Origin of the sequence: Pseudomonas sp. TNT2022 ID1044, from assembly GCF_028656895.1 — a bacterium.
Classification (GTDB): Bacteria; Pseudomonadota; Gammaproteobacteria; order Pseudomonadales; family Pseudomonadaceae; genus Aquipseudomonas; species Aquipseudomonas reinekei.
The window spans coordinates 99,527-122,909 of sequence record NZ_JAMDHB010000010.1 but is presented as its reverse complement, the minus strand read 5'-3'; the positions used below and the strand labels follow the sequence as shown (position 1 = coordinate 122,909).

At 59.4% G+C, this 23,383-nt stretch carries 19 protein-coding genes; 9 read left to right on the top strand and 10 right to left on the bottom strand.

From position 1 onward, the window contains the following. Positions 1-104: 104 nt before the first annotated feature. Positions 105-1,142 carry a rod shape-determining protein MreB gene (mreB, locus tag M5G20_RS15390; RefSeq protein WP_002555108.1) on the bottom strand — a complete coding sequence of 346 codons (1,038 nt, stop codon included), beginning with the start codon at positions 1,140-1,142 and terminating at the stop codon, positions 105-107. A gap of 211 nt (positions 1,143-1,353) precedes the next feature. On the opposite strand from mreB, the gene gatC reads away from it, so the two are divergent. From gatC to M5G20_RS15360, 6 genes are all read left to right on the top strand, one after another. After that, positions 1,354-1,641, top strand: a complete 288-nt coding sequence (gene gatC, locus M5G20_RS15385) for an Asp-tRNA(Asn)/Glu-tRNA(Gln) amidotransferase subunit GatC (RefSeq protein ID WP_007976465.1) — start codon at positions 1,354-1,356, stop codon at positions 1,639-1,641. A gap of 16 nt (positions 1,642-1,657) precedes the next feature. Further along, the gene (gene gatA, locus M5G20_RS15380) at positions 1,658-3,109 is read left to right on the top strand and encodes an Asp-tRNA(Asn)/Glu-tRNA(Gln) amidotransferase subunit GatA (protein ID WP_150731820.1); all 1,452 of its coding nucleotides are present in this window, start codon (positions 1,658-1,660) and stop codon (positions 3,107-3,109) included. Between the two features lie 10 nt (positions 3,110-3,119). Continuing rightward, a complete protein-coding gene (gene gatB, locus M5G20_RS15375; RefSeq protein WP_273919776.1) occupies positions 3,120-4,565 on the top strand; it encodes an Asp-tRNA(Asn)/Glu-tRNA(Gln) amidotransferase subunit GatB in 1,446 nt (481 codons plus the stop codon). 149 nt (positions 4,566-4,714) lie between these two features. Further along, complete coding sequence (locus tag M5G20_RS15370) at positions 4,715-5,089, top strand: septal ring lytic transglycosylase RlpA family protein (protein WP_273919775.1); 375 nt, start codon at positions 4,715-4,717, stop codon at positions 5,087-5,089. 50 nt (positions 5,090-5,139) lie between these two features. Further along, on the top strand, positions 5,140-6,201 hold the full coding sequence (locus M5G20_RS15365; RefSeq protein WP_273919774.1) for a calcium/sodium antiporter: 1,062 nt from the start codon (positions 5,140-5,142) through the stop codon (positions 6,199-6,201). Next, positions 6,198-6,578 (top strand): carboxymuconolactone decarboxylase family protein, encoded by a 381-nt coding sequence (locus tag M5G20_RS15360; protein WP_056855011.1) that lies wholly within the window; start codon positions 6,198-6,200, stop codon positions 6,576-6,578. The genes M5G20_RS15365 and M5G20_RS15360 overlap by 4 nt, the downstream gene beginning before the upstream one ends. A gap of 61 nt (positions 6,579-6,639) precedes the next feature. Here M5G20_RS15360 and M5G20_RS15355 read toward each other — a convergent pair whose 3' ends face one another. The 9 genes from M5G20_RS15355 to M5G20_RS15315 all read right to left on the bottom strand — a co-directional run bounded on the left by M5G20_RS15355 (position 6,640) and on the right by M5G20_RS15315 (position 18,272). Next, positions 6,640-7,581: an AEC family transporter gene (locus M5G20_RS15355; RefSeq protein ID WP_273919773.1), complete on the bottom strand. Its 942-nt coding sequence runs from the start codon at positions 7,579-7,581 to the stop codon at positions 6,640-6,642. A 180-nt stretch (positions 7,582-7,761) separates the two neighbouring features. Further along, positions 7,762-9,315 (bottom strand): galactarate dehydratase, encoded by a 1,554-nt coding sequence (gene garD, locus M5G20_RS15350; RefSeq protein WP_150731814.1) that lies wholly within the window; start codon positions 9,313-9,315, stop codon positions 7,762-7,764. A gap of 11 nt (positions 9,316-9,326) precedes the next feature. Then, positions 9,327-10,799 carry an MFS transporter gene (locus tag M5G20_RS15345; protein WP_337994296.1) on the bottom strand — a complete coding sequence of 491 codons (1,473 nt, stop codon included), beginning with the start codon at positions 10,797-10,799 and terminating at the stop codon, positions 9,327-9,329. A 58-nt stretch (positions 10,800-10,857) separates the two neighbouring features. Further along, positions 10,858-12,303, bottom strand: a complete 1,446-nt coding sequence (locus M5G20_RS15340) for an aldehyde dehydrogenase family protein (RefSeq protein WP_075947640.1) — start codon at positions 12,301-12,303, stop codon at positions 10,858-10,860. Positions 12,304-12,364: 61 nt separating this feature from the next. Then, complete coding sequence (gene kdgD / locus M5G20_RS15335) at positions 12,365-13,276, bottom strand: 5-dehydro-4-deoxyglucarate dehydratase (RefSeq protein ID WP_020796617.1); 912 nt, start codon at positions 13,274-13,276, stop codon at positions 12,365-12,367. 415 nt (positions 13,277-13,691) lie between these two features. Continuing rightward, positions 13,692-14,441, bottom strand: a complete 750-nt coding sequence (locus tag M5G20_RS15330) for a FadR/GntR family transcriptional regulator (RefSeq protein ID WP_273919983.1) — start codon at positions 14,439-14,441, stop codon at positions 13,692-13,694. Positions 14,442-14,631: 190 nt separating this feature from the next. Then, a complete protein-coding gene (locus M5G20_RS15325) occupies positions 14,632-16,359 on the bottom strand; it encodes an ABC transporter ATP-binding protein/permease (RefSeq protein ID WP_273919771.1) in 1,728 nt (575 codons plus the stop codon). 97 nt (positions 16,360-16,456) lie between these two features. Continuing rightward, the gene (locus M5G20_RS15320) at positions 16,457-17,017 is read right to left on the bottom strand and encodes a response regulator transcription factor (protein WP_075947643.1); all 561 of its coding nucleotides are present in this window, start codon (positions 17,015-17,017) and stop codon (positions 16,457-16,459) included. Beyond that, a complete protein-coding gene (locus M5G20_RS15315) occupies positions 17,010-18,272 on the bottom strand; it encodes an ATP-binding protein (protein WP_273919770.1) in 1,263 nt (420 codons plus the stop codon). Before M5G20_RS15315 ends, M5G20_RS15320 begins: the two co-directional genes overlap by 8 nt. 315 nt (positions 18,273-18,587) lie before the next feature. On the opposite strand from M5G20_RS15315, the gene M5G20_RS15310 reads away from it, so the two are divergent. From M5G20_RS15310 to M5G20_RS15300, 3 genes are all read left to right on the top strand, one after another. Beyond that, the gene (locus M5G20_RS15310) at positions 18,588-19,304 is read left to right on the top strand and encodes an SIMPL domain-containing protein (RefSeq protein WP_273919769.1); all 717 of its coding nucleotides are present in this window, start codon (positions 18,588-18,590) and stop codon (positions 19,302-19,304) included. A 532-nt stretch (positions 19,305-19,836) separates the two neighbouring features. Beyond that, positions 19,837-21,462: an ABC transporter substrate-binding protein gene (locus M5G20_RS15305; RefSeq protein ID WP_212625801.1), complete on the top strand. Its 1,626-nt coding sequence runs from the start codon at positions 19,837-19,839 to the stop codon at positions 21,460-21,462. A gap of 304 nt (positions 21,463-21,766) precedes the next feature. Further along, complete coding sequence (locus M5G20_RS15300; RefSeq protein ID WP_273919768.1) at positions 21,767-23,368, top strand: ABC transporter substrate-binding protein; 1,602 nt, start codon at positions 21,767-21,769, stop codon at positions 23,366-23,368. The last annotated feature ends 15 nt before the right edge of the window (positions 23,369-23,383 follow it).

The following is a 23,383-nucleotide window of genomic DNA, read 5'->3' as shown; positions in this document are numbered from 1 at the left end:
GGCAGCAAACCGGCCTGGATGCAGAGTGACAGAAGATAAACGCGAACAGGCAGCACTGCAAAGTGCCGCCTGCGCGCTCAACAGCATAGAGGCGTTCCGGCGACTTACTCGCTGGAAAGCAGATCCATGGTGTGTTTATCCATCATTTCCAATGCACGGCCACCGCCGCGAGCAACGCAGGTCAGCGGGTCTTCGGCGACGATCACCGGCAAACCGGTTTCCTGGGCCAGCAACTTGTCGAGGTCACGCAGCAAGGCGCCACCACCGGTCAGTACCAGACCACGCTCGGCGATGTCGGAAGCCAGTTCCGGCGGCGATTGCTCCAGGGCGCTTTTCACGGCCTGAACGATAGTGGCCAGGGACTCTTGCAGAGCTTCCAGCACTTCGTTGGAGTTCAGGGTGAATGCGCGCGGAACGCCTTCAGCCAGGTTACGGCCACGAACGTCGACTTCACGAACTTCGCCGCCCGGGTAGGCAGTACCGATTTCCTGCTTGATGCGCTCGGCGGTGGATTCGCCGATCAGGCTGCCGTAGTTGCGACGTACATAAGTGATGATCGCTTCGTCGAAACGGTCGCCGCCCACGCGTACGGATTCGGCGTAAACCACACCGTTGAGGGAGATCAGTGCGATTTCAGTGGTACCACCACCGATATCCACGACCATCGAACCGCGAGCTTCCTCTACCGGCAGGCCGGCACCGATCGCAGCGGCCATTGGCTCTTCGATCAGGAACACTTCACGGGCACCGGCACCCAGGGCCGATTCACGAATGGCACGACGCTCAACCTGGGTGGATTTGCACGGAACGCAGATCAACACACGAGGGCTAGGCTGCAGGAAGCTGTTTTCATGAACCTTGTTGATGAAGTACTGCAGCATCTTTTCGCAGACGCTGAAGTCGGCAATCACGCCGTCTTTCATCGGACGAATGGCAGCAATGTTGCCCGGCGTACGGCCCAGCATGCGCTTGGCTTCGGTGCCGACAGCAACGACACTTTTCTGGTTACCGTGTGTCCGAATGGCCACAACCGATGGCTCATTCAGGACGATACCGCGCTCGCGCACGTAAATAAGGGTGTTGGCAGTGCCCAGGTCAATGGAAAGATCGCTGGAAAACATGCCACGCAGTTTCTTGAACATGGGAAAGGGACCCTAGGCAACGCGTGGGTAAAAAAGTGCGGCAAACTCTAACAACGACAGGGATTTTGGGCAAGGCGCCAATATGTTAAATTGGCCGCTTTTCTGTGCACCAAGCCCCACAATCGCGGCCTTATGACCGTAGAAGTGCGGTAGTGTTCCGACAATCTAACACACGGACGCCGTCCGTTCTGTTTTCCACTGGAGAATCCCAATGGCGCTTGAACGCTCCGACGTGGAAAAAATCGCTCATCTGGCCTGTCTTGGCCTCAATGATGCCGATCTTCCGCACATCACTTCAGCCCTCAACAGCATTCTCGGGCTGGTCGACGAAATGCAGGCGGTCAATACCGACGGTATCGAACCGCTGGCCCACCCACTGGAAGCCAGCCAGCGCCTGCGTGCAGACGTCGTGACCGAGACCAATAACCGCGAGGCCTACCAGTCCATCGCACCAGCGGTCGAAAACGGCCTGTACCTGGTTCCGAAAGTCATCGACTAAAGGGAAAGAGCCTGCAATGCATCAATTGACTCTGGCCGAGATCGCCCGCGGACTCGCCGATAAAAAGTTTTCCTCCGAAGAGCTGACCAAAGTCCTGCTGGCGCGCATCGCCCAGCTCGATCCACAGCTCAACAGTTTCATCAGCCTCACCGAAGACCTGGCGCTGTCGCAGGCGAAAGCCGCTGACGCCCGCCGGGCCAATGGTGAGAGCGGCGCCCTGCTCGGCGCGCCGATTGCCCACAAGGATTTGTTCTGCACCCAGGGCATTCGCACCAGCTGCGGCTCGAAGATGCTCGACAACTTCAAGGCTCCGTACGACGCCACCGTCGTCGCCAAACTGGCCGCTGCCGGCGCCGTGACCCTGGGCAAGACCAACATGGACGAATTCGCCATGGGTTCGGCCAACGAGTCGAGCTACTACGGCGCGGTGAAAAACCCGTGGAACCTGGAACACGTTCCGGGCGGTTCATCCGGCGGTTCGGCAGCAGCCGTTGCCGCTCGTCTGTTGCCGGCAGCCACCGGCACCGACACCGGTGGCTCCATTCGTCAGCCCGCTGCGTTGACCAACCTCACCGGCCTGAAACCGACGTACGGTCGTGTTTCACGCTGGGGCATGATCGCCTACGCGTCCAGCCTCGATCAGGGCGGACCGATGGCACGCACCGCCGAAGACTGTGCGATTTTGCTGCAAGGCATGGCCGGCTTCGATCCAAATGACTCCACCAGCATCGATGAACCCGTGCCGGACTACAGCGCAGGCCTCAACGGTTCGCTGCAAGGCCTGCGCATCGGCGTGCCGAAAGAGTATTTCAGCGCCGGTCTCGACCCGCGCATCGCCGAGCTGATCCACAACAGCGTCAAGGCGCTGGAAAAGCTCGGCGCTGTGATCAAGGAAATCAGCCTGCCGAACATGCAGCACGCGATCCCTGCGTACTACGTGATCGCTCCGGCAGAAGCCTCGTCCAACCTGTCGCGTTTCGATGGCGTGCGCTTCGGTTACCGCTGCGAAAACCCGGTCAACCTGATCGACCTGTACAAGCGCTCCCGTGGCGAAGGCTTCGGGCCGGAAGTGCAGCGCCGGATCATGGTCGGCGCCTATGCGCTGTCCGCCGGTTACTACGACGCCTACTACCTGAAGGCGCAGAAGATTCGTCGCTTGATCAAGAACGACTTCATGGCCGCCTTCAATGAGGTCGACATCATCCTCGGCCCAACCACGCCGAACCCGGCCTGGAAGCTCGGCGCCAAGAACAGCGACCCGGTCGCCGCGTACCTGGAAGACGTCTACACCATCACCGCCAACCTCGCGGGCCTGCCGGGCCTGTCGATGCCGGCCGGTTTTGTCGACGGTCTGCCGGTCGGCGTGCAGTTGCTCGCACCGTATTTCCAGGAAGGCCGCTTGCTCAACGTTGCGCACCAGTATCAGTTGAACACTGACTGGCACACTCGCACCCCAACCGGCTTCTGAGGAGACACACATGCAATGGGAAGTCGTGATCGGGCTGGAGATTCATACCCAGCTCACCACCCGGTCGAAAATTTTTTCCGGTAGTTCCACCACCTTCGGTTCCGAGCCGAACACCCAGGCCAGCCTGGTCGACCTGGGCATGCCCGGCGTATTGCCGGTGCTGAATCAGGAAGCCGTGCGAATGGCGGTGATGTTCGGTCTGGCGATTGACGCCGAGATCGGCCAGCACAACGTGTTCGCCCGTAAAAACTACTTCTACCCGGACCTGCCCAAGGGCTACCAGATCAGCCAGATGGAATTGCCGATCGTCGGCAAGGGTCACCTGGACATCGCCCTGGAAGACGGCACGGTCAAACGTGTCGGCATCACCCGCGCGCACCTGGAAGAAGACGCCGGCAAGAGCCTGCATGAAGAATTCAACGGTGCCACCGGCATCGACCTGAACCGTGCCGGCACGCCGCTGCTGGAAATCGTCTCCGAGCCGGACATGCGCAGCGCCAAGGAAGCCGTGGCCTACGTCAAGGCGATCCACGCGCTGGTGCGTTACCTGGGGATTTGCGACGGCAACATGGCCGAAGGTTCGTTGCGTTGCGACTGCAACGTGTCGATCCGCCCGAAAGGCCAGGTCGAGTTCGGCACCCGCTGCGAGATCAAGAACGTCAACTCATTCCGCTTCATCGAGAAGGCGATCAACAGCGAAATCCAGCGTCAGATCGAATTGATCGAAGACGGTGGCAAGGTGATCCAGCAGACCCGCCTGTACGACCCGAACAAAGACGAAACTCGTCCGATGCGCAGCAAAGAGGAAGCCAACGACTACCGTTACTTCCCCGATCCGGACCTGTTGCCGGTGGTCATCGAGAACTCGTTCCTCGACGACGTGCGCGCCACCCTGCCGGAATTGCCACCGCAGAAGCGCGAGCGCTTCCAGGCGCAGTTCGGTCTGTCGGTCTACGACGCCAGCGTCCTGGCCACCAGCCGCGAACAAGCCGACTACTTCGAAAAAGTCGCGAGCATCGGCGGCGACGCCAAGCTGGCGGCGAACTGGGTGATGGTCGAGTTGGGCAGCCTGCTCAACAAGCAAGGCCTGGACATCGAACAGTCGCCGGTTTCCGCCGAGCAACTGGGCGGCATGCTGTTGCGCATCAAGGACAACACCATCTCCGGCAAAATCGCCAAGGTCGTGTTTGAAGCGATGGCCAACGGCGAAGGCAGCGCGGACGAGATCATCGACAAGCGCGGCCTCAAGCAAGTCACCGACAGCGGCGCCATCTCGGCGGTGCTGGACGAAATGCTGGCGGCGAACGCCGAGCAGGTCGAGCAATACCGTGCGGCAGACGAAGCCAAGCGCGGCAAGATGTTCGGCTTCTTCGTCGGCCAGGCCATGAAAGCCTCCAAGGGCAAGGCCAACCCGCAACAGGTCAACGAACTGCTGAAAAGCAAGCTCGAAGGCTGATAAGGATGGAGCCAGCTTTCCAACCTGGCTCCAGCCCCTGTGGGAGCGAGCCTGCTCGCGAATGGGATTCGGCACTCAATTCAAAGTTGACTGTCAGAACTGCATTCGCGAGCAGGCTCGCTCCCACACTTGTATCTGGAAGCCTTCAAATGAAGCGTCTACTTGGACTTTGCGCCACACTCTCGCTCCTCGCCGGTTGCGCGAGCAACGACATCGTCGATCCACACGGCTACGACAAAACCGGTGTGGCGTCTTACTACGGCGCCAGACACCAAGGCAAACGCACCGCCAGTGGCGAGCGTTTCGACAAGAATTCCATGACCGCCGCCCACCGCCAGTTGCCGTTCGGCACGCGGGTGAAGGTCACCAATCTGAATAACGACAAGTCCTGCGTGGTACGCATCAATGACCGCGGGCCACATATCCGTGGACGCCTGATTGACTTGTCCCATGAGGCTGCCGAGCGCCTGGGCATGATCAGGAGCGGCACTGCGCGAGTTCGCGTACAGGCCCTCGACGACTGACACTTGGAGCGCCGACCATTCTCGGACTAGCCGACTTACCCCTGATCAGCGTGATCGAATTGCTCAGCGGCCTGGTGCTGCTGATTGCCGGCGCCGAATTGATGGTGCGTGCCGCGGTGCACCTGGCTGCACGCCTGCATGTTCGTCCGCTGATCATCGGCCTGACCATCGTCGCCCTCGGCAGCAGTGCGCCGCAGATGGCCGTCAGCCTGCAAGCCACCTTGGCGCATAACACTGACATCGCTGTCGGCAGTGTGATTGGCAGCAGCATCTTCAACATCCTCGTCACCCTCGGACTTTCGGCGCTGATCATTCCGCTACGGGTGTCGAGGCAGTTGGTGCGCCTGGACATTCCCTTGATGATCGGCGCCAGCCTGCTGGTGTCCGTACTGGCCTGGAATGAAGAACTGACCCGCGCCGACGGTGTGATGCTGTTGGCCGCATTGCTTCTGTATCTGGCGTTGTTGCTGCGCCAGTCACGGCATTCGGTGCGCCCGGTTAAGACCCATGACCACAGCGGCGAGGCGCCATGGCTCACCAGCGTGCTGATGATCGTTGCCGGGCTGGGGATGCTGGTGTATGCGGGGCACTTGTTGCTGGGCGCAGCGGTGGCAGTGGCCACCGACCTGGGTTTGTCGGAGCGGATCATCGGCTTGACCATCGTTGCGGTGAGCACCTCCCTGCCTGAACTCGCGACCTCGCTGATCGCCGCGTTACGCGGTGAACGTGAGATCGCCGTGGGCAACGTGATCGGCAGCAACTTGTTCAACCTGCTGGGCGTGCTCGGCGTGACGGCACTGATTGCGCCATCGCCGTTGTCGGTATCGCCCAACGCCCTGGACTTCGACTTGCCGGTGATGCTCGGTGTCACGGTGCTGTGCCTGCCGGTGTTCTATTCCGGTTATCGGGTCACCCGCGCCGAAGGTCTTCTGTTTTTAGGCTTGTACCTGGCGTACGGCCTGCACGTGGTGTCGTTCACCACCGGCATGCCCCTGGCGGGCAAGCTTGAACACCTGATGCTGTTTTACATCCTGCCGGCGCTGGTGGCGTTCTTGCTGTTCACGTCGCTGCGCGCCTGGCGGCGCCAACACCACAAGAAGGAATTGCCATGACCGAACATAAAAAACCCGGCGTCGAAGTACGTCGCCAAGTGATGGGCGACGCCTTTGTCGACCGCGCGCTGGGCAACGCCACCGATTTCACCCAGCCGCTACAGGATTTCGTCAATGAACACGCCTGGGGCGCCGTGTGGAACCGCGAAGGCTTGCCACTGAAAACCCGCAGCCTGATCACTCTCGCCGCGCTGACTGCGCTGAAGTGCCCGCAGGAATTGAAAGGTCACGTGCGCGGTGCACTGAATAACGGTTGCACGGTGGATGAGATTCGAGAGGCGCTGCTGCATTGCGCGGTGTATGCGGGTGTGCCGGCGGCGATCGATGCGTTTCGGGCAGCGCAGGAAGTGATTGATAGCTACCAGAAGCCGGAGTGAATCGCTGGAACTTGTGCTGTCTGTGCTCGCGAATGGATCTGATGATCACTGCACAAGGCAGCTAGATCCACCCGCCCCACTGCAACAAAAAGATCCCGATGTTGGTGGTCACCGCCGCCATCAACGTGGTGATCACGATGATCGCCGCCGCCAGTTCATGATTGCCATCCGCCGCCCGGGCCATGACAAAACTGGCGGCCGCTGTCGGGCTGCCGAAGTACAGAAACAGAATCCCCAGTTCCGCCCCACGAAAGCCCCAGAGCCACGCACCGAGTGTCGCCAGAATCGGCAGGCCGAGCATTTTCACCAGGCTTGAACTGAGCGCCATCGAGCCGCTTTTGCGCATCGCCGCCAGCGACAGTGTGCCGCCAATGCAAATCAGCGCCAACGGCAAGGTGGTTTGCGCCAGATACTGGCCGGACGTTTCCAACCATCCCGGCAGGCCGATTTTGAAGTAGGCAAAGGGGGCCGCCGCAAGCACGCTGATGATCAGCGGATTGATCATCACGCTTTTGCAAATACTCCACGGATCAGACTTGATCACCGGGCTGTATACCGCCAGGACGATGGTCGAGAGCGTGTTGTAAAACAGGATCACCAGCGCCGCCAGAATCGCCCCGAGGGAAATTCCGTAGTCGCCGTACATGCTCGCCGCCAGCGCCAGGCCGATCACGCCGTTGTTGCCGCGAAACGCGCCCTGAGTGTAGATCCCGCGGTCTTCGCGCGGACACTTGAAAATCGCCCAGCCCCAGGCGATGGCAAAACACACAAGCGTTGCGAGGGAGAAGTAGATCAGCAGCGCCGGTTGCAGTGCGGCGTGCAGGTCGGCATGCAGGATGCCCAGAAACAGCAACGCCGGCATGGTGACGTTGAACACCAGGGACGACGCGGTGTGAATGAAGTTGTCGTTGATCCAGTCGATGCGCTTGAGCAGCACCCCAAGAAACAGCATGGCGAACACCGGGGCGGTGATGTTCAGGGTTTCGAGGAAAATTGCCAGCATGCCGGGAAGACCTTGGGGTGGGCGTCGTTAGGGGGCTAATGATAAGCCACTGGAGACGCCGGCGTCTGGAAGACCGCTATCGCCAGCAAGCCGGCTCCTACAGTTTTGCGGCGTACACGCACTTTGTGTTCGACGAAATCCTGTAGGAGCTGGCTTGCTAGCGATGCAGACGACGCGGTCTTACGTAATCGGCGCCGGGTTGAACAAGGTGATGTCGTTATGCAGTTTGTGCTTTTCAGCCCACGTCTGTTGCTTGCCGCTGGCCACATCCAGATAGTAGTGGAACAACTCCCAGCCCAGCTCCTCGATCGATGCGCGCCCGGTGGCGATACGCCCGGCGTCGATGTCGATCAGATCCGGCCAGCGTTGCGCCAGTTCGGTCCGGGTCGACACCTTCACCACGGGCGCCATGGCCAAACCGTAAGGCGTGCCACGCCCGGTGGTGAACACATGCAGGTTCATCCCCGCCGCCAGTTGCAACGTCCCGCAGACAAAATCACTGGCCGGGGTTGCGCAGAAGATCAGGCCTTTGTCCTTGAACCGCTCGCCAGGGCCGAGCACGCCGGTGATGGCGCTGCTGCCAGACTTGACGATCGAGCCCAGGGACTTCTCGACAATGTTCGACAACCCGCCCTTCTTGTTGCCCGGCGTAGTGTTGGCGCTGCGATCCGCTTCACCCTTGGCCAGGTAACGGTCGTACCAGTCCATTTCCCGAACCAGTTCCTGGGCGACTTCCTTGGTCTGTGCCCGGGAAGTCAGCAAATAGATCGCGTCGCGCACTTCGGTCACTTCGGAAAACATCACCGTCGCACCGGCGCGCAGCAACAGGTCCGAGGCATAACCCAAGGCCGGATTGGCGGTAATGCCGGAAAACGCATCACTGCCACCGCACTGCATGCCGAGGATCAGCTCGGACGCCGGCACGGTTTCCCGACGGCGTTGATCAAGCTTCTTCAGCCGGATTTCCGCCAGCTCCATGATCTGTTCGATCATCTCGGTAAAACCGTGACTGGAGTCCTGCAAGCGATAAAGCCACGGTTCGCTCAAGTCCACCGAGCTGTCGTTCTCGTGCATCACCTGCCCGGCCTGCAATTTCTCGCAGCCCAGGCTGATCACCAAGGCTTCGCCGCCCAGGTTCGGGTTGCGCGCCAGATTGCGCACGGTACGAATCGGGATGTAGGCGTCAGTGGCCGTAATCGCCACGCCACAGCCGTAGCTGTGGGTCAGCGCCACCACGTCATCGACGTGCGGGTACTTGGGCAGCAACTCGTCCTTGATGCGCTTGACCGCGTGATCCAGCACGCCAGTCACGCATTGCACGGTGGTGGTGATACCAAGGATGTTGCGCGTGCCGACGGTGCCGTCGGCGTTGCGATAACCCTCGAAAGTGAAGCCTTCCAGCGGTGCTTGCGCGGCCGGCACTTCGGTGGACAGCGGCAGGCTGTCCAGCGGTGGCGCGGTCGGCATGCGCAGTTGATCTTCCTTGACCCAACTGCCGCGTGGAATCGGCTGCAAGGCGTAGCCAATGGTCTGGCCGTAGCGAATCACCTGGCCACCCTCGGGAATGTCTTCCAGGGTGACCTTGTGGCTCTGTGGCACGAAGTCCACGGTGACCAGGCCGTCCGCAAATTCGGTACCGGCCGGGACGCCCTGATCGTTGACCACGATCACCACGTTGTCCCGCTCGTGCAGGCGGATATAGCGCGGCGAGTCGGAATGTTCAATCAACTGCATGACGCCGCTCCTCAGGAATGCGCTTGAGACAATTTGTTGTTGGTTTCAGGACCGCTGACTGGTGGCTCTTTGAGCACCACACGCTTGATCGGACCGACGATGACCAGATAGCTGAACACCGCGACCAGTGCGTTGCAACCGACGAATACCAATGCCCATTTGAACGAACCGGTGGTGCTGATGATGTAGCCGATCACGATCGGGGTGGTGATTGACGCCAGGTTACCGAAGGTGTTGAACAGGCCACCACTCAAACCGGCAATCTGTTTGGGCGAGGTGTCGGATACCACGGCCCAGCCGAGTGCGCCCACGCCTTTGCCGAAGAACGCCAACGCCATGAAGCCGACGACCATCCACTCAACATCGACATAGTTGCAGGCCACGATGCTGCTGGAAACCAGCAGGCCGGCAATGATCGGCGCCTTGCGGGCGAACGTCAGGGAGTGGCCTTTGCGCAGCAGGTAATCGGAGATCACCCCGCCGAGGACGCCGCCGATAAAACCGCAGATCGCTGGCAACGAGGCGATGAAACCAGCTTTGAGGATGGTCATGCCGCGCTCTTGAACCAGGTACACCGGGAACCAGGTCAGGAAGAAGTAGGTGATGCCGTTGATGCAGTATTGGCCCAGATACACGCCTAGCATCATGCGGTTGGTCAGCAGTTGGCGGATGTAGTCCCACTTCGGACCGTCAGCCTTCTTGTCTTTGCCCTTGTCCTGGTCCATGTCGACCATGCCGCCGTTGTCGGCGATGTGCTTGAACTCGGCGTCGTTGATCATCGGGTGCTGGCGCGGGCTGTAGATCACTTTCAGCCAAATGCCAGAGAAGACGATACCGATAACGCCCATGACAATGAACACATGCTCCCAGCCGAAGCTGTAGACGATCCAGCCCATGAGCGGTGCGAACAACACCGTGGCGAAATACTGCGCGGAGTTGAAAATCGCCGACGCGGTGCCGCGTTCAGCGGTGGGGAACCAGGCCGCCACGATGCGTGCGTTGCCGGGGAAGGATGGCGCTTCGGCCAGGCCCACCAGGAAGCGCAGCATGAACAGCGCAACCACCGCCGTGGACATGCCGAACTCGCCGACATACCCCTGCAGGACGGTGAACAGCGACCAGGTAAAGATGCTCAGTGCGTAGATTTTTTTCGAGCCGAAACGGTCGAGCAACCAGCCACCGGGAATTTGCCCGGCCACGTAGGCCCAACCGAATGCGGAGAAGATATAGCCGAGGGTAACCGCGTCAATGCCGAGGTCTTTTTGCAGGCTGGAGCCCGCAATAGCGATGGTAGCCCGGTCGGCGTAGTTGATCGTGGTCACCAGGAAAAGCATGAGCAGGATCAAATAGCGGACGTGAGTCGGCTTTTGGGTCGATTGCATGTGGATGTACTCCCACTGATTATTTTTATGCGCGGGTGAATCTTCTTTGGTCTGTCTTTTGTGGGAGCTGGCCTGCCAGCGATGGCAGCACTGCGGTGTCACTGAAAAACCGCGGTGATGCAATCGCCAGCAAGCCGGCTCCTACAGGGTATTGCGTGGGTCAGGAACCGATGTAGCTGGTCTTCACGACCGTGTAGAACTCTTGCGCATAGCGGCCTTGCTCACGTGAACCATAGGATGAACCTTTACGGCCACCGAACGGAACGTGGTAATCGACGCCAGCGGTCGGCAGATTGACCATCACCATCCCGGCCTGGGAGTGGCGCTTGAAGTGATTGGCGTACTTCAACGAAGTGGTGGCGATGCCCGCCGACAGACCGAATTCGGTGTCGTTGGCCATGGCCAGCGCAGCGTCGTAATCGGCAACGCGGACGATGTTGGCCACCGGGCCGAAGATCTCTTCGCGGCTGATGCGCATCGACGCTTCGCTGTCGGCAAACAGTGTTGGCGCGAGGAAGTAGCCTTCGGTGTCGCAGGTCACCAGACCACCGCCGCTGACCAGACGTGCACCTTCGGACTGGCCGATGTCGATGTACTTCATGTCCTGTTCAAGTTGAGCCTGGGACACCACTGGACCGATGTCAGTACCGGATTTCAGCGCGTGACCGACCTTGATCGACTTCATGCGCTCAGCCATGGCTTCAACGAACTTGTCGTGGATGCCGGCGGTGACGATGAAGCGGCTCGATGCGGTGCAACGCTGGCCGGTGGAGTAGAACGCGCTCTGTACCGACAGCTCGACCGCTTGCTTGAGGTCGGCGTCGTCAAGAATGATCTGCGGGTTCTTGCCGCCCATTTCCAACTGGACCTTGGCCTGACGCGACACGCAGCTGACGGCGATCTGGCGACCAACGCCCACGGAACCGGTGAAGCTGATGCCGTCGACTTTCGGGCTATGAACCAGCGCATCGCCAACCACGCGACCGCTGCCCATCACCAGGTTGAACACACCGGCCGGGAAACCGGCGCGGGAGATGATTTCGGCCAGGGCCCAGGCGCAACCCGGTACCAGGTCCGCAGGCTTGAGCACGACGCAGTTGCCATAGGCCAGGGCCGGGGCGATTTTCCACGACGGAATGGCAATCGGGAAGTTCCACGGAGTGATCAATCCGACCACGCCCAAGGCTTCGCGGGTGACTTCGACGTTGACGCCCGGACGCACCGACGGCAGATAGTCGCCGGACAGGCGCAGGCATTCACCGGCAAAGAACTTGAAGATGTTACCGGCGCGGGTCACTTCGCCGATGGCTTCGGGCAGGGTCTTGCCCTCTTCCCGTGCCAGCAAGGTGCCGAGCTCTTCGCGACGGGCGAGGATTTCGGTGCCGACTTTATCCAGGGAATCGTGACGCGCTTGAATGCCGGAAGTGGACCAGGCCGGGAATGCGGCACGGGCAGCATCGATGGCGGCGTTGACCTGAGCCAGATCGGCCTTGGCATAGTCGCCGATGTTATCGGTCAGTTCGGAAGGGTTGATGTTGGCCGAATAATCGCCACCGGCAACCCATTCGCCATTGATGTAATTATCGAAACGCTTTGCATCTGCCACTTTAAGATCTCCTCACGCAAAAGGCCGCTGATCGCTCAGCGGCCTTACTTAATCGGATGTGTTACTGCGCACCCTGCTTGTCGATCAGCGCGGCGAGCATTTCGTACTCTTCGCCAGTCAGATCGGTCAGTGGCGCACGCACGGGACCGGCGTCATAGCCGGCAATTTTTGCCCCGGCCTTGACGATGCTCACCGCGTAGCCAGCCTTGCGGTTGCGGATGTCCAGGTACGGCAGGAAGAAGTCGTCGATGATCTTGCCAACGGTGGCGTGATCTTCACGGGCGATCGCGTGGTAGAAGTCCATCGCGGTTTTCGGAATGAAGTTGAACACCGCCGAGGAGTAGACCGGCACGCCCAGCGCCTTGTAAGCCGCGGCGTAGACTTCAGCGGTCGGCAAACCACCCAGGTAGCTGAAACGATCACCGAGGCGGCGACGGATCGACACCATCAACTCGATATCGCCCAGGCCATCCTTGTAGCCGATCAGGTTCGGGCAGCGCTCGGCCAGACGTTCCAGCAGCGGCGCGTTCAGGCGGCAGACGTTACGGTTGTAGACCACGACGCCGATGTTGACCGATTTGCACACGGCTTCAACGTGGGCGGCAACGCCGTCCTGGCTGGCTTCGGTCAGGTAGTGCGGCAGCAGCAACAGGCCTTTGGCGCCCAGACGTTCGGCTTCTTGAGCATACTCGATGGCTTGACGGGTCGAACCGCCCACGCCGGCCAGGATTGGCACGCTGGTGGCGCAAGTGTCGACGGCAGTCTTGATGATTTCCGAATATTCGCTGGCCGCCAGAGAGAAAAACTCACCGGTACCGCCTGCGGCGAACAGTGCCGAGGCGCCGTATGGGGCCAGCCATTCCAGACGTTTGATGTAGCCAGCGCGATTGAAATCGCCCTGTGCATTGAAATCGGTAACCGGGAAAGACAGCAGACCGGAAGAGAGGATGGACTTCAGTTCTTGTGGATTCATTATTCGAACACCCTGGGTTGCGACATTTGTGTGATGAGAAAACCGTTCAGCCTTCGCCGAAGTTGTAGGTCATCGTACAACTTAAAAAATAACCGTCAACTGCATTTCATCGCTGGGTGTGAAAATTGTTCGACAAGATGGTGCGTCAGCCCAGGTTTCAGGGGCTGATTGCGATCAGAAAATGAGGCGCAAGGGTGACGGCCAAGGTCATTGCCAGAGTTACGTTGTCGGAGGATTGAGCAACGAAGAGGCGGGCTGGAGGGTCTGTGAAAGAGTGAGTGGCCCTTTCGCGAACAGGCTCGCTCCTACATTGGATCGGCTGTGGATACAAATCTGATGAACAGCCGAATTCAAATGTGGGAGCGAGCCCGCTTGCGATAGCGGTCTATGAGAAAAATTCGCTCGAAGACAAAAATTATCCGCGCTGCGCCTCAGCCTCTTCATGGGCATGGCGCAACCGCTCGCGGCTGTTGGTCAGGTGCAGGCGCATGGCTGCGCGGGCTGCATCGGAATCCTGGCGAGCAATGGCGTCGTAGATTTCTTCGTGCTCACGGCTCAGGCGATTCATGTAGTGCTGCTGGTCGTCATGGGCCAGCCGCGCAGAATTGAGACGGGTACGCGGAATGATGCTGGTGCCCAGGTGAGTCATGATGTCGGTGAAGTAGCGGTTGCCGGTCGACAGTGCAATCTGCAAGTGGAACTGAAAGTCGGAAGCCACGGCATCACTGGCATGGGAAACGCTTTCGTTCAGCGCATCCAGCGCCACACGCATCAACGCCAACTGCTCGGGGCTGCGACGTTGCGCCGCCAAACCGGCGGACTCCACTTCGAGGCTGATGCGCAACTCCAGAATGGCCAGCACGTCACGCAAGGTGACCACGGTTGCCGGATCGATGCGGAAACCGCTCGGGCTCGGGGTGTCGAGCACGAAGGTGCCGATGCCGTGGCGGGTTTCCACCTGCCCCGCCGCCTGCAAACGGGAGATCGCTTCGCGCACCACCGTACGGCTGACGCCATGGGCATCCATGATCGCCGACTCGGTGGGCAACTTGTCGCCACGCTTGAGGTGGCCGTCGCGGATCTGCTCGGACAGCACCGTCACCAGTTCCTGAGCGAGGCTGCGGCGCTTGCGAGGTAGGCGTGGTGCGTCGTTCGGGTTTTCCATGGTCGACATATGTCTCGAAAAATTCGGCTACTGAAACCGCATCATAGCGCAACGCGGTTGTACGATCACCAGTGACCACTATCCCCTGTGGGAGCGAGCTTGCTCGCGATGACAATCTGTCAGGCAACATCGTCGTTGAATGTCAGTCAGCCATCGCGAGCAAGCTCGCTCCCACAGTTTTTTTCATTGCTTACGCGGTCACGGCCTGGTCCACCAAATGGCCATTCTCGATCCGCACATGCCGTGGATGGAAGCGTTTGAGACTGCTGCGATGGCCGACGCTGACGATGCTCAGCCCCGGCAACTCATCGATCAGCGCCTGATACAACGACGCCTCATCCTCTTCATCCATCGCCGAAGTCGCTTCATCCATATACAGCCATTGCGGCGCATAAAGCAGCGCACGGGCAAACGCGAGGCGCTGCTGCTCACCCGGCGACAGCATGCGCTGCCAGTGATTGGCTTCGTCGAGACGCGCCACCAGGTGCGGTAAGCGACAAGTTTCCAGGACGTGCACGTAACGCTCGTTGGGATAGGTTTCGCCGGCCTGTGGATAACTCAATGCCTCACGCAGCGTGCCGATTGGCAAATACGGCTTTTGGGGCAGGAACAGGTACCGCGCCGCCGGCAGACGAATGCTGCCATGCCCCGCCGGCCACAGGTGCCCCATCGCCCGCAGCAAGGTCGACTTGCCACTGCCGGAACGACCGCTGAGCATCACCCGCTCGCCCTCCTCCACGGTCATGTCGGCGTTCGCCAGCAAGTGTCGACCGTCAGCGAGATCCAGACCAAGGTTGTGCATCTTCAGGACCGAGCCCGTTTGCAGCACGTCAATGGCAGGTGCGCGCCCCTCATTGTCCGTCATGGCCTGACGGAAGCTGAGCAGACGATCGCAAGTGGCACGCCATGAAGCGAGGCTTTGGTAGGCACTGATAAACCAGCTGAAGCTTTCCTGCACGTTGCCGAACGCCGAACTGATTTGCATCAGTTCGCCGAGCTCTATCTTGCCCGAGAGGTAACGCGGCGAAGCAACGATGAACGGGAAAATAATGGCAGCCTGGCTGTAACCGGCAGTAAAAAAAGTCAGGCGCTTGGACACCTTCATGATGTCCCAGAAATTATGCCAGACCATCCCGAAGCGGCTGCTCAACCGACGATTTTCGTTCGGTTCGCCGTTGTACAACGCAATACTTTCGGCATTCTCGCGAATCCGCACCATGGAGAAACGCAGGTCGGCTTCAAAACGCTGCTGCTGGTTGTTCAGGCCGATCAAGCGACGACCGATCAAATGCGTCAACCAGCTGCCGACCACCGCATAAACCAATACACACCAGAACATGTAGCCGGGAATGGTTATACCGAACACTTCGATACTGCCCGACACGCCCCACAGAATGATCGAAAACGACACCAGGCTGACGATATTGCGCAGCAGCCCGATACCCAGTTCAAGAGTGTTGGAGGTGAAGTTGTTGAGGTCTTCGGAAATCCGCTGGTCCGGGTTATCGGTGTAACCGCCCTGCTCCAGCTTGTAGTAATTCTTGTCGTTGAGCCAACGCGCGAAATGCTTTTCGGTGAGCCAGGCCCGCCAGCGAATCGTCAACATCTGGGTCAGGTAGAGGCGGTACACCGCGCCGACAATCGCCACCGCTGCAATCGCGCAGAAATACAGAATCAAGCGCCAGAAGGCGGCTTCGTCTTTCTGTTGCAGCGCGTTGTAGAAATCCTTGTACCAGGTGTTAAACCACACCGAGATGCCCACGCTGATCAGCGACAGCGCAATCACCGCGATCAACAGCGTCCAGGCCTTGCCCTTCTCTTCACTCTGCCAATAAGGCGTGATCATCGCCCACACTTTGCGAAAAAACTGCCCGCGCACAGCATCGTTGACCGCGGAATACTCAGCGTTCTGATTCATGGATAAGGCTCAATAGAGAAAAGTACACGCACGAACCGATCATAGATGATCGGTTCGGTTTGTCGCGAGGCGCGGCCGGCATTCGTTCAGCACAGGTTCAGCGGCGAACGGGGCGCTTCTGCAGTTTGCGCTGCAGCGTGCGGCGATGCATGCCCAGGGCACGGGCGGTGGCGGAAATGTTGCCTTCGTGCTCGGTCAACACGCGCTGAATGTGTTCCCACTGCAAGCGGTCCACGGACATCGGGTTTTCCGGCACCAGGCTGTCGAGGTCGGCGTGTTCGGACAGCAGCGCGGCCAGCACGTCATCGGCATCGGCCGGTTTGCACAGGTAGTTGCAGGCGCCGCGCTTGATCGCTTCGACGGCGGTGGCAATGCTCGAATAACCGGTGAGGATCACCACGCGCATTTCCGGGTCCATTTCCAGCAACTTGGGCAGTAACACCAGGCCCGAATCGCCGTCCATTTTCAGGTCCAGGGCGGCGTAGTCCGGCAGATCGGCCTTGGCCAGCTCCAGGCCTTCCTCGGCAGAACCTGCCGTACTGACGCGAAAACCACGGCGAGCCATGGCGCGGGCCATGACGCGGGTGAAGGTAGCGTCGTCATCGACCAGCAGCAAATGCGGCAGTTCTTCGCCTTCGACTTGGGGTTCGTCACTCATGTTGGTCTCCTCGGGCGACACGGGGCAGGCGCAGCTCGGTAAGCGTGCCACCTTCCTCATGACTGTAGAGTTTCACTGAGCCACCGGCGCGTGTCACGCTGGCCTTGCTCAAAAAAAGGCCCAGGCCGAAGCCTTTGCCCTTGGTGGTAAAAAACGGTTTGCCGATCTGTTCGGCGATAGCCAATGGTACGCCTGCGCCGTGATCGCGGATGCTGATGGTCAGATTTTCTGTGTCCCAGTCCAGCGTCACCTGCAAGCCTTCAGGGCAGGCATCGGCGGCATTGTTCAGCAAATTCAGCAACGCCTGGGTCAGGTCCGGCGGCGGCGCCATGCGCGGCACCGTACCCTGGCCGAGGCGCTGGAAGCGGTAACTGGCTTCCGGGCGCATCAGGTGCCAGCGATTGAGCGCTTCATCGAGCCAATCGGTGACGTCCTGCATCTCCACGGCCAAGCGGCGATTGGCCTCGGCGGCGCGCACCAGTTGCTGCAAAGTCTCTTTGCACAGCTTGACCTGATCCTGCAGCACGCTCAGGTCGTCCTGCAACATCGGGTCGTGATGGTCCTGACGCATTTCCTTGAGCAGCACGCTCATGGTCGCCAACGGCGTACCCAACTCATGGGCGGCGCCCGCAGCCTGGGTGGCGACGGCTAACAACTGCTGGTCGCGCAGACCTTCTTCACGACGGATGGCGCGCAACTCTTCCTGCCGGCGCAACTCTTCGGCCATGCGTGCGGCGAAGAAGGTGATCACTGCCGCCGCCAGGGCGAAACTCAGCCACATCCCGTAGACCTGCAGGTTTTCCCGGGCGATGGGGAATGTTTGCAGCGGATAGAAACGCGCCAGCAGCAAGGTGTACATCGTCAGCGCAATGCCCGACAGGATCACCGAATAGCGCCACGGCAACGTCACCGCGGCAATGGTCAAGGGCACCAGGTAATAAGAAACAAAGGGGTTGGTCGAGCCGCCGGAGAAATACAGCAAAGCGCTGTGGATAAACAGGTCGCAGGCCAGTTGTACCGCGTATTCAAGCTCGGTCACCGGCCATGAAGTGCGCAGGCGAATCGCGGTAAACGCACACAGCAGCATCGAGCAACCGAGGGTCGCGGCCAGTTGAAACCAGGGCAACGGCAGCAATTCGAGCCAGTAAGCCAGGCCCACGGACCCGGCTTGGGCGGCCAGCACCAAAGTCCGGATGAAAGTCAGTCGCCAGAGATTCTGGCGAGTGGCGGAAGTGATTTGAACGGGGGCGAGCATGAGCTCTCCTGATGAGCGCTCCAGGCGGATCGCTGGGAGTATAACCAAGCGCGGAGGCTGGCAGGCAAAAGTGCGGCAAACAGCCACAGTCCAAATCGCCTTTTTTGTAGGAGCTGGCTTGCTAGCGATGGCCGTTAAGCGGCTCGTCTGTCAGACCTCGTTATCGTTCATCGCTAGCAAGCCAGCTCCTACAGAACAACGCCTCGCATACATCTGTATAGAAGTTGTAACTGTGCGAACCGGATCATTGAGGATAGAGTCTGATGGTTTCACGCAGGCCCGAACGATTCCCTGCGCATCATCCCAGGAGCTTTCATGCACACATTCCGCCGCAGCGCCGCCCTCCTTGCCCTGAGCGTTGGCACTCTCGCCAGCCTCCCGACCCTGGCGGCCGACGAGCTTCATTACAATCAGATTTCCCTGCGCGCCGAAGTCAGCCAGGAAGTGGCTCGCGACCTGATGATCGTGACCCTCTACACCGAAGAACAAAACACCGACCCGGCCAAGCTCGCCGCCGACGTCAGCACCACCATGAACAAGGCGCTGGCCCAGGCCAGGCAGGTCAAGGACATCACCCTGCGCCAGGGCAGCCGCAACAGCTACCCGATCTACGACACCAAAGGCCAGAAGATCACCGGCTGGCGTGAACGCGCCGAGCTGCGTCTGGAAAGCACCGATTTCGCCGCACTGTCAAAGCTGACGGGCGAGCTGCTCACCGACCTGAAGATGGGCGGCATGGACTTCGCCATCGCCACGCCAACGCGCAAGGCCAGTGAAGACACCCTGCTCAAGGAAGCGGTCACCGCCTTCAAGGCGCGGGCGCAATTGGCGACCGATGCGCTGGGTGGCAAGGGCTACAAGATCGTCAACCTGAACCTCAACAGCAACGGCTACCCGCAACCATACATGCGTGGGCCGATGATGATGAAAGCCGCCGGCATGGACGCTGCTCCAGTGACGCCTGAAGTGGAAGCCGGCACCAGCCAGGTCAGCATGACGGCCGATGGTTCGATCGAAGTGCTGATGCCTTGAATCGATAACCTCTGAACAAAAAACGGCGATCACCAAAATGATCGCCGTTTTTTTTCACCCGCAGGAGCTGCCGATGGCTCGGGCCGGGGCCGGACGATCTGTTGGTCTTGATCTATGCTCTCAGAACCCTTCACTGCCCGGCAAAAGATCGCAAGCTTGCGGCAGCTCGTACAAGGGTAGTTGCACTTGGTACAACTCGACCATTACCAGGGCAACGATAACCACTCCCATTAACCCCCGCGAACCCCTTGAGGACGGGGTATAAATAGGTAACACCTCGCCCCACCCACGGGCACCCCTTACTTTTCACGCACCAAAAAAGCGCACCGAATGCACCGCAAAAATGCCGCGCAAACGGTCAAATGCGTCAACTTTTATACATATGCGACATTAAGGTACGTTCGTGCCACCGTTTAAGACCTGTAGCCGCTCAACATCTTGCATTGGGTATGCCCCCTGCATAAGTATCCGCAGGCACGACTCACGAGGTCGTCCTCAAAATTAAAAAATGACAACAAATCATGAGGCCACCATGCTTAAACAAGCGGTCATTCCGTTTTTATTAGGTGCCAGCTTGCTAGCTAGTGCACCGTTCGCCCAAGCTGCGACCAATCTGGTGTTCTGCTCCGAAGGGAGCCCGGCCGGTTTCGATCCAGGTCAATACACCACCGGAACCGACTTCGACGCCTCTGCAGAAACCATGTTCAACCGTTTGACTCAGTTCGAGCGCGGCGGCACCGCTGTCATTCCTGGTCTGGCGACCAGCTGGGACGTCTCCGATGACGGCCTGACGTATACCTTCCACCTGCGCGAAGGCGTCAAGTTCCACACCACGCCTTACTTCAAGCCGACTCGTGAGTTCAACGCCGACGACGTGCTGTTCACCTTTAATCGCATGATTAACAAGGATGACCCGTTCCGCAAAGCGTACCCGACCGAATTCCCGTACTTCACCGACATGGGGATGGACACCAACATCACCAAGATCGATAAAGTCGACGACAAGACCGTCAAGTTCACCCTTAAAGATGTAGACGCCGCGTTCATCCAGAACATGGCCATGAGCTTCGCCTCGATCCAGTCCGCCGAGTACGCTGCCCAGCTGCTCAAGGAAGGTAAAGCCGCCGACATCAACCAGAAGCCGGTCGGCACTGGTCCGTTCGTGTTCAAGAGCTACCAGAAAGACTCCAACATCCGTTACACCGGCAACAAGGACTACTGGAAGCCGGATGACGTGAAGATCGACAACCTGATCTTCGCTATCACTACCGACCCGTCGGTGCGCATCCAGAAGCTGAAAAAGAACGAGTGCCAGGTCACCCTGTTCCCTCGTCCGGCCGACCTGAAGGCGCTGCGCGAAGACAAAACCCTGAAGCTGCCTGACCAGGCTGGTTTCAACCTGGGTTACATCGCCTACAACGTGATGGACAAGGTCAAGGGCAGCAACGAGCCAAACCCGCTGGCCCAACTGAAAGTGCGTCAGGCACTGGACATGGCGGTCAACAAGCAGCAGATCATCGACTCCGTTTACCAGGGCGCTGGCCAACTGGCCGTCAACGCCATGCCACCTACCCAATGGTCCTACGACACCACCATCAAAGATGCTCCGTACAACCCTGAGAAAGCCAAAGAGCTGCTCAAGGAAGCGGGCGTTAAAGAAGGCACCGAGATCGTTCTGTGGGCGATGCCGGTACAGCGTCCATACAACCCGAACGCCAAGCTGATGGCAGAAATGCTGCAGTCTGACTGGGCGAAGGTCGGCCTCAAGGTCAAGATCCAGAGCTACGAGTGGGGCGAGTACATCAAGCGCTCCAAAGGTGGCGAGAACCAGGCAATGCTGATTGGCTGGAGCGGTGACAATGGTGATCCGGACAACTGGCTGAACGTGCTGTTCGGCTGTGATTCGCTGGAAGGCAACAACTTCTCCAAGTGGTGCGACAAGAAGTTTGACGACATCGTCAAACAAGCCAAGCGTACTTCGGACCAAGGCAAGCGCACCGAGCTGTACAAACAAGCGCAACACGTCCTCAAAGACGCGGTGCCAATGACACCTATCGCTCACTCGACGGTGTTCCAACCCATGCGCGCCAATGTGCAGGACTTCAAGATCAGCCCGTTTGGCTTGAACTCCTTCTACGGCGTCAGCGTCAGCAAATAAGATCGGGTAACGGCGACGTTTCAGACGTCGCCGTTACTTTATCGACCGAGAATGCAGGAATTCGCCTACACCCAATTCGCCAGCTGACTACAGCTTAGCGCCAGGACGCGTCGATTTTTCCTACCAGTCTTTCAGGCATTTACGCGTTTACTGCCGAACCCACGGGCCCTACCGTCGGGATTCGACCAGCTCACGCGTGGGTCATCGGTTTGTTTGCTGCACGTCATGGTTTGAATCCAGTGGAGCCTCCACGTCTACGCACGGGACAGGCTAATTGCCACAACACTGAACAAGAGGGAGCGTCATGCGCCATACCTTGGTTTTATCTGCATTGCTGGGCACCGGCCTGTTGGCCGCCACGTCCATGAGCCACGCTGCCAACAACAGCCTGGTGTTCTGCTCCGAAGGCAGCCCCGCCGGCTTCGATACGGCGCAGTACACGACTGCGACTGACAACGACGCCGCCGAGCCGCTGTACAACCGACTGGCAGAGTTTGAAAAAGGCTCGACCAATGTCGTACCGGGTCTGGCCACGAGTTGGGATATTTCCGAGGACGGCCTCAAGTACACTTTTCACCTGCGCCCAGGGGTGAAATTTCACACGACCAAGTACTTCACCCCAACCCGTGATTTCAATGCCGACGACGTGCTGTTCACGTTCAATCGCATGCTCGATCCACAACAGCCATTCCGCAAGGCTTACCCGACCGAGTTTCCGTACTTCAACGGGATGAGCCTGAACAAGAACATCGCCAAGGTCGAAAAGACCGGGCCGCTGACCGTGGTCATGACGCTCAACAGCGTCGACGCCGCGTTCATCCAGAACATCGCCATGAGCTTCGCCGCCATTCTCTCGGCCGAGTACGCCGACAAGTTGCTGGCCGAAGGCAAGCCGAGCGACATCAACCAGAAGCCGATCGGCACCGGGCCGTTCGTGTTCAAGAGCTACCAGAAAGACTCGAACATCCGTTACACCGGCAACAAGCAATACTGGGCGCCTGAACGGGTCAAACTCGACAATCTGATTTTCGCCATCAACACCGACGCCTCGGTGCGGGTGCAGAAACTCAAGGCCGACGAGTGCCAGATTACCCTGCATCCGCGCCCTGCCGATGTCACCGCGCTGAAGAACGACCCGAAACTGCAACTGATCGAGAAGCCCGGCTTCAACCTCGGCTACATCGCCTACAACGTGCGCCACAAGCCGTTCGACCAGCTCGAAGTGCGGCAGGCGCTGGACATGGCGGTGAACAAGCAAGGCATTCTCAACGCTGTTTACCAGGGCGCGGGACAACTGGCGGTCAACGCCATGCCACCGACTCAGTGGTCCTACGACGACACCGTCAAGGACGCCGCCTATAACCCGGAAAAAGCCAAGGAATTGCTCAAGGCTGCCGGCGTCAAGGAAGGCACCGAGATCACCTTGTGGGCCATGCCCGTCCAGCGTCCGTACAACCCCAACGCCAAGTTGATGGCTGAAATGCTTCAGGCTGACTGGGCGAAAATCGGTCTCAAGGTCAAGATCGTCAGCTACGAATGGGGCGAGTACATCAAGCGCACCAAGAATGGCGAGCACGACGTCAGCCTGATCGGCTGGACCGGTGACAATGGTGACCCGGACAACTGGCTCGGCACGCTGTACAGCTGTGACGCCATCGGCGGCAACAACTACTCCATGTGGTGTGATCCGGCTTACGACAAGCTGATCAAGCAAGCCAAGGTCGTGACCGACCGCGACCAGCGCACCGTACTCTACAAACAGGCGCAGCAGTACCTCAAGCAGCAGGTACCGATCACGCCGGTCGCCCACTCGACGGTCAACCAGCCGTTGAGCGCCAAAATCGAAGGGTTCAAGGTCAGCCCCTTCGGTCGTAACGTGTTCTCGGGTGTCAGCATCGAAAAATAAAACCGTGTAGCTAGA

Coding starts and splice junctions, on each gene's coding strand:
- gatC (WP_007976465.1), top strand. CDS start 1,354: ATGGCGCTTGAACGCTCCGACGTGGAAAAAATCGCTCATCTGGCCTGT.
- mreB (WP_002555108.1), bottom strand. CDS start 1,142: ATGTTCAAGAAACTGCGTGGCATGTTTTCCAGCGATCTTTCCATTGAC.
- garD (WP_150731814.1), bottom strand. CDS start 9,315: ATGCAGTTGATTGAACATTCCGACTCGCCGCGCTATATCCGCCTGCAC.
- M5G20_RS15330 (WP_273919983.1), bottom strand. CDS start 14,441: ATGGAAAACCCGAACGACGCACCACGCCTACCTCGCAAGCGCCGCAGC.
- gatA (WP_150731820.1), top strand. CDS start 1,658: ATGCATCAATTGACTCTGGCCGAGATCGCCCGCGGACTCGCCGATAAA.
- M5G20_RS15315 (WP_273919770.1), bottom strand. CDS start 18,272: ATGCTCGCCCCCGTTCAAATCACTTCCGCCACTCGCCAGAATCTCTGG.
- M5G20_RS15325 (WP_273919771.1), bottom strand. CDS start 16,359: ATGAATCAGAACGCTGAGTATTCCGCGGTCAACGATGCTGTGCGCGGG.
- M5G20_RS15320 (WP_075947643.1), bottom strand. CDS start 17,017: ATGAGTGACGAACCCCAAGTCGAAGGCGAAGAACTGCCGCATTTGCTG.
- M5G20_RS15300 (WP_273919768.1), top strand. CDS start 21,767: ATGCGCCATACCTTGGTTTTATCTGCATTGCTGGGCACCGGCCTGTTG.
- M5G20_RS15370 (WP_273919775.1), top strand. CDS start 4,715: ATGAAGCGTCTACTTGGACTTTGCGCCACACTCTCGCTCCTCGCCGGT.
- kdgD (WP_020796617.1), bottom strand. CDS start 13,276: ATGAATCCACAAGAACTGAAGTCCATCCTCTCTTCCGGTCTGCTGTCT.
- M5G20_RS15305 (WP_212625801.1), top strand. CDS start 19,837: ATGCTTAAACAAGCGGTCATTCCGTTTTTATTAGGTGCCAGCTTGCTA.
- M5G20_RS15360 (WP_056855011.1), top strand. CDS start 6,198: ATGACCGAACATAAAAAACCCGGCGTCGAAGTACGTCGCCAAGTGATG.
- M5G20_RS15310 (WP_273919769.1), top strand. CDS start 18,588: ATGCACACATTCCGCCGCAGCGCCGCCCTCCTTGCCCTGAGCGTTGGC.
- gatB (WP_273919776.1), top strand. CDS start 3,120: ATGCAATGGGAAGTCGTGATCGGGCTGGAGATTCATACCCAGCTCACC.
- M5G20_RS15355 (WP_273919773.1), bottom strand. CDS start 7,581: ATGCTGGCAATTTTCCTCGAAACCCTGAACATCACCGCCCCGGTGTTC.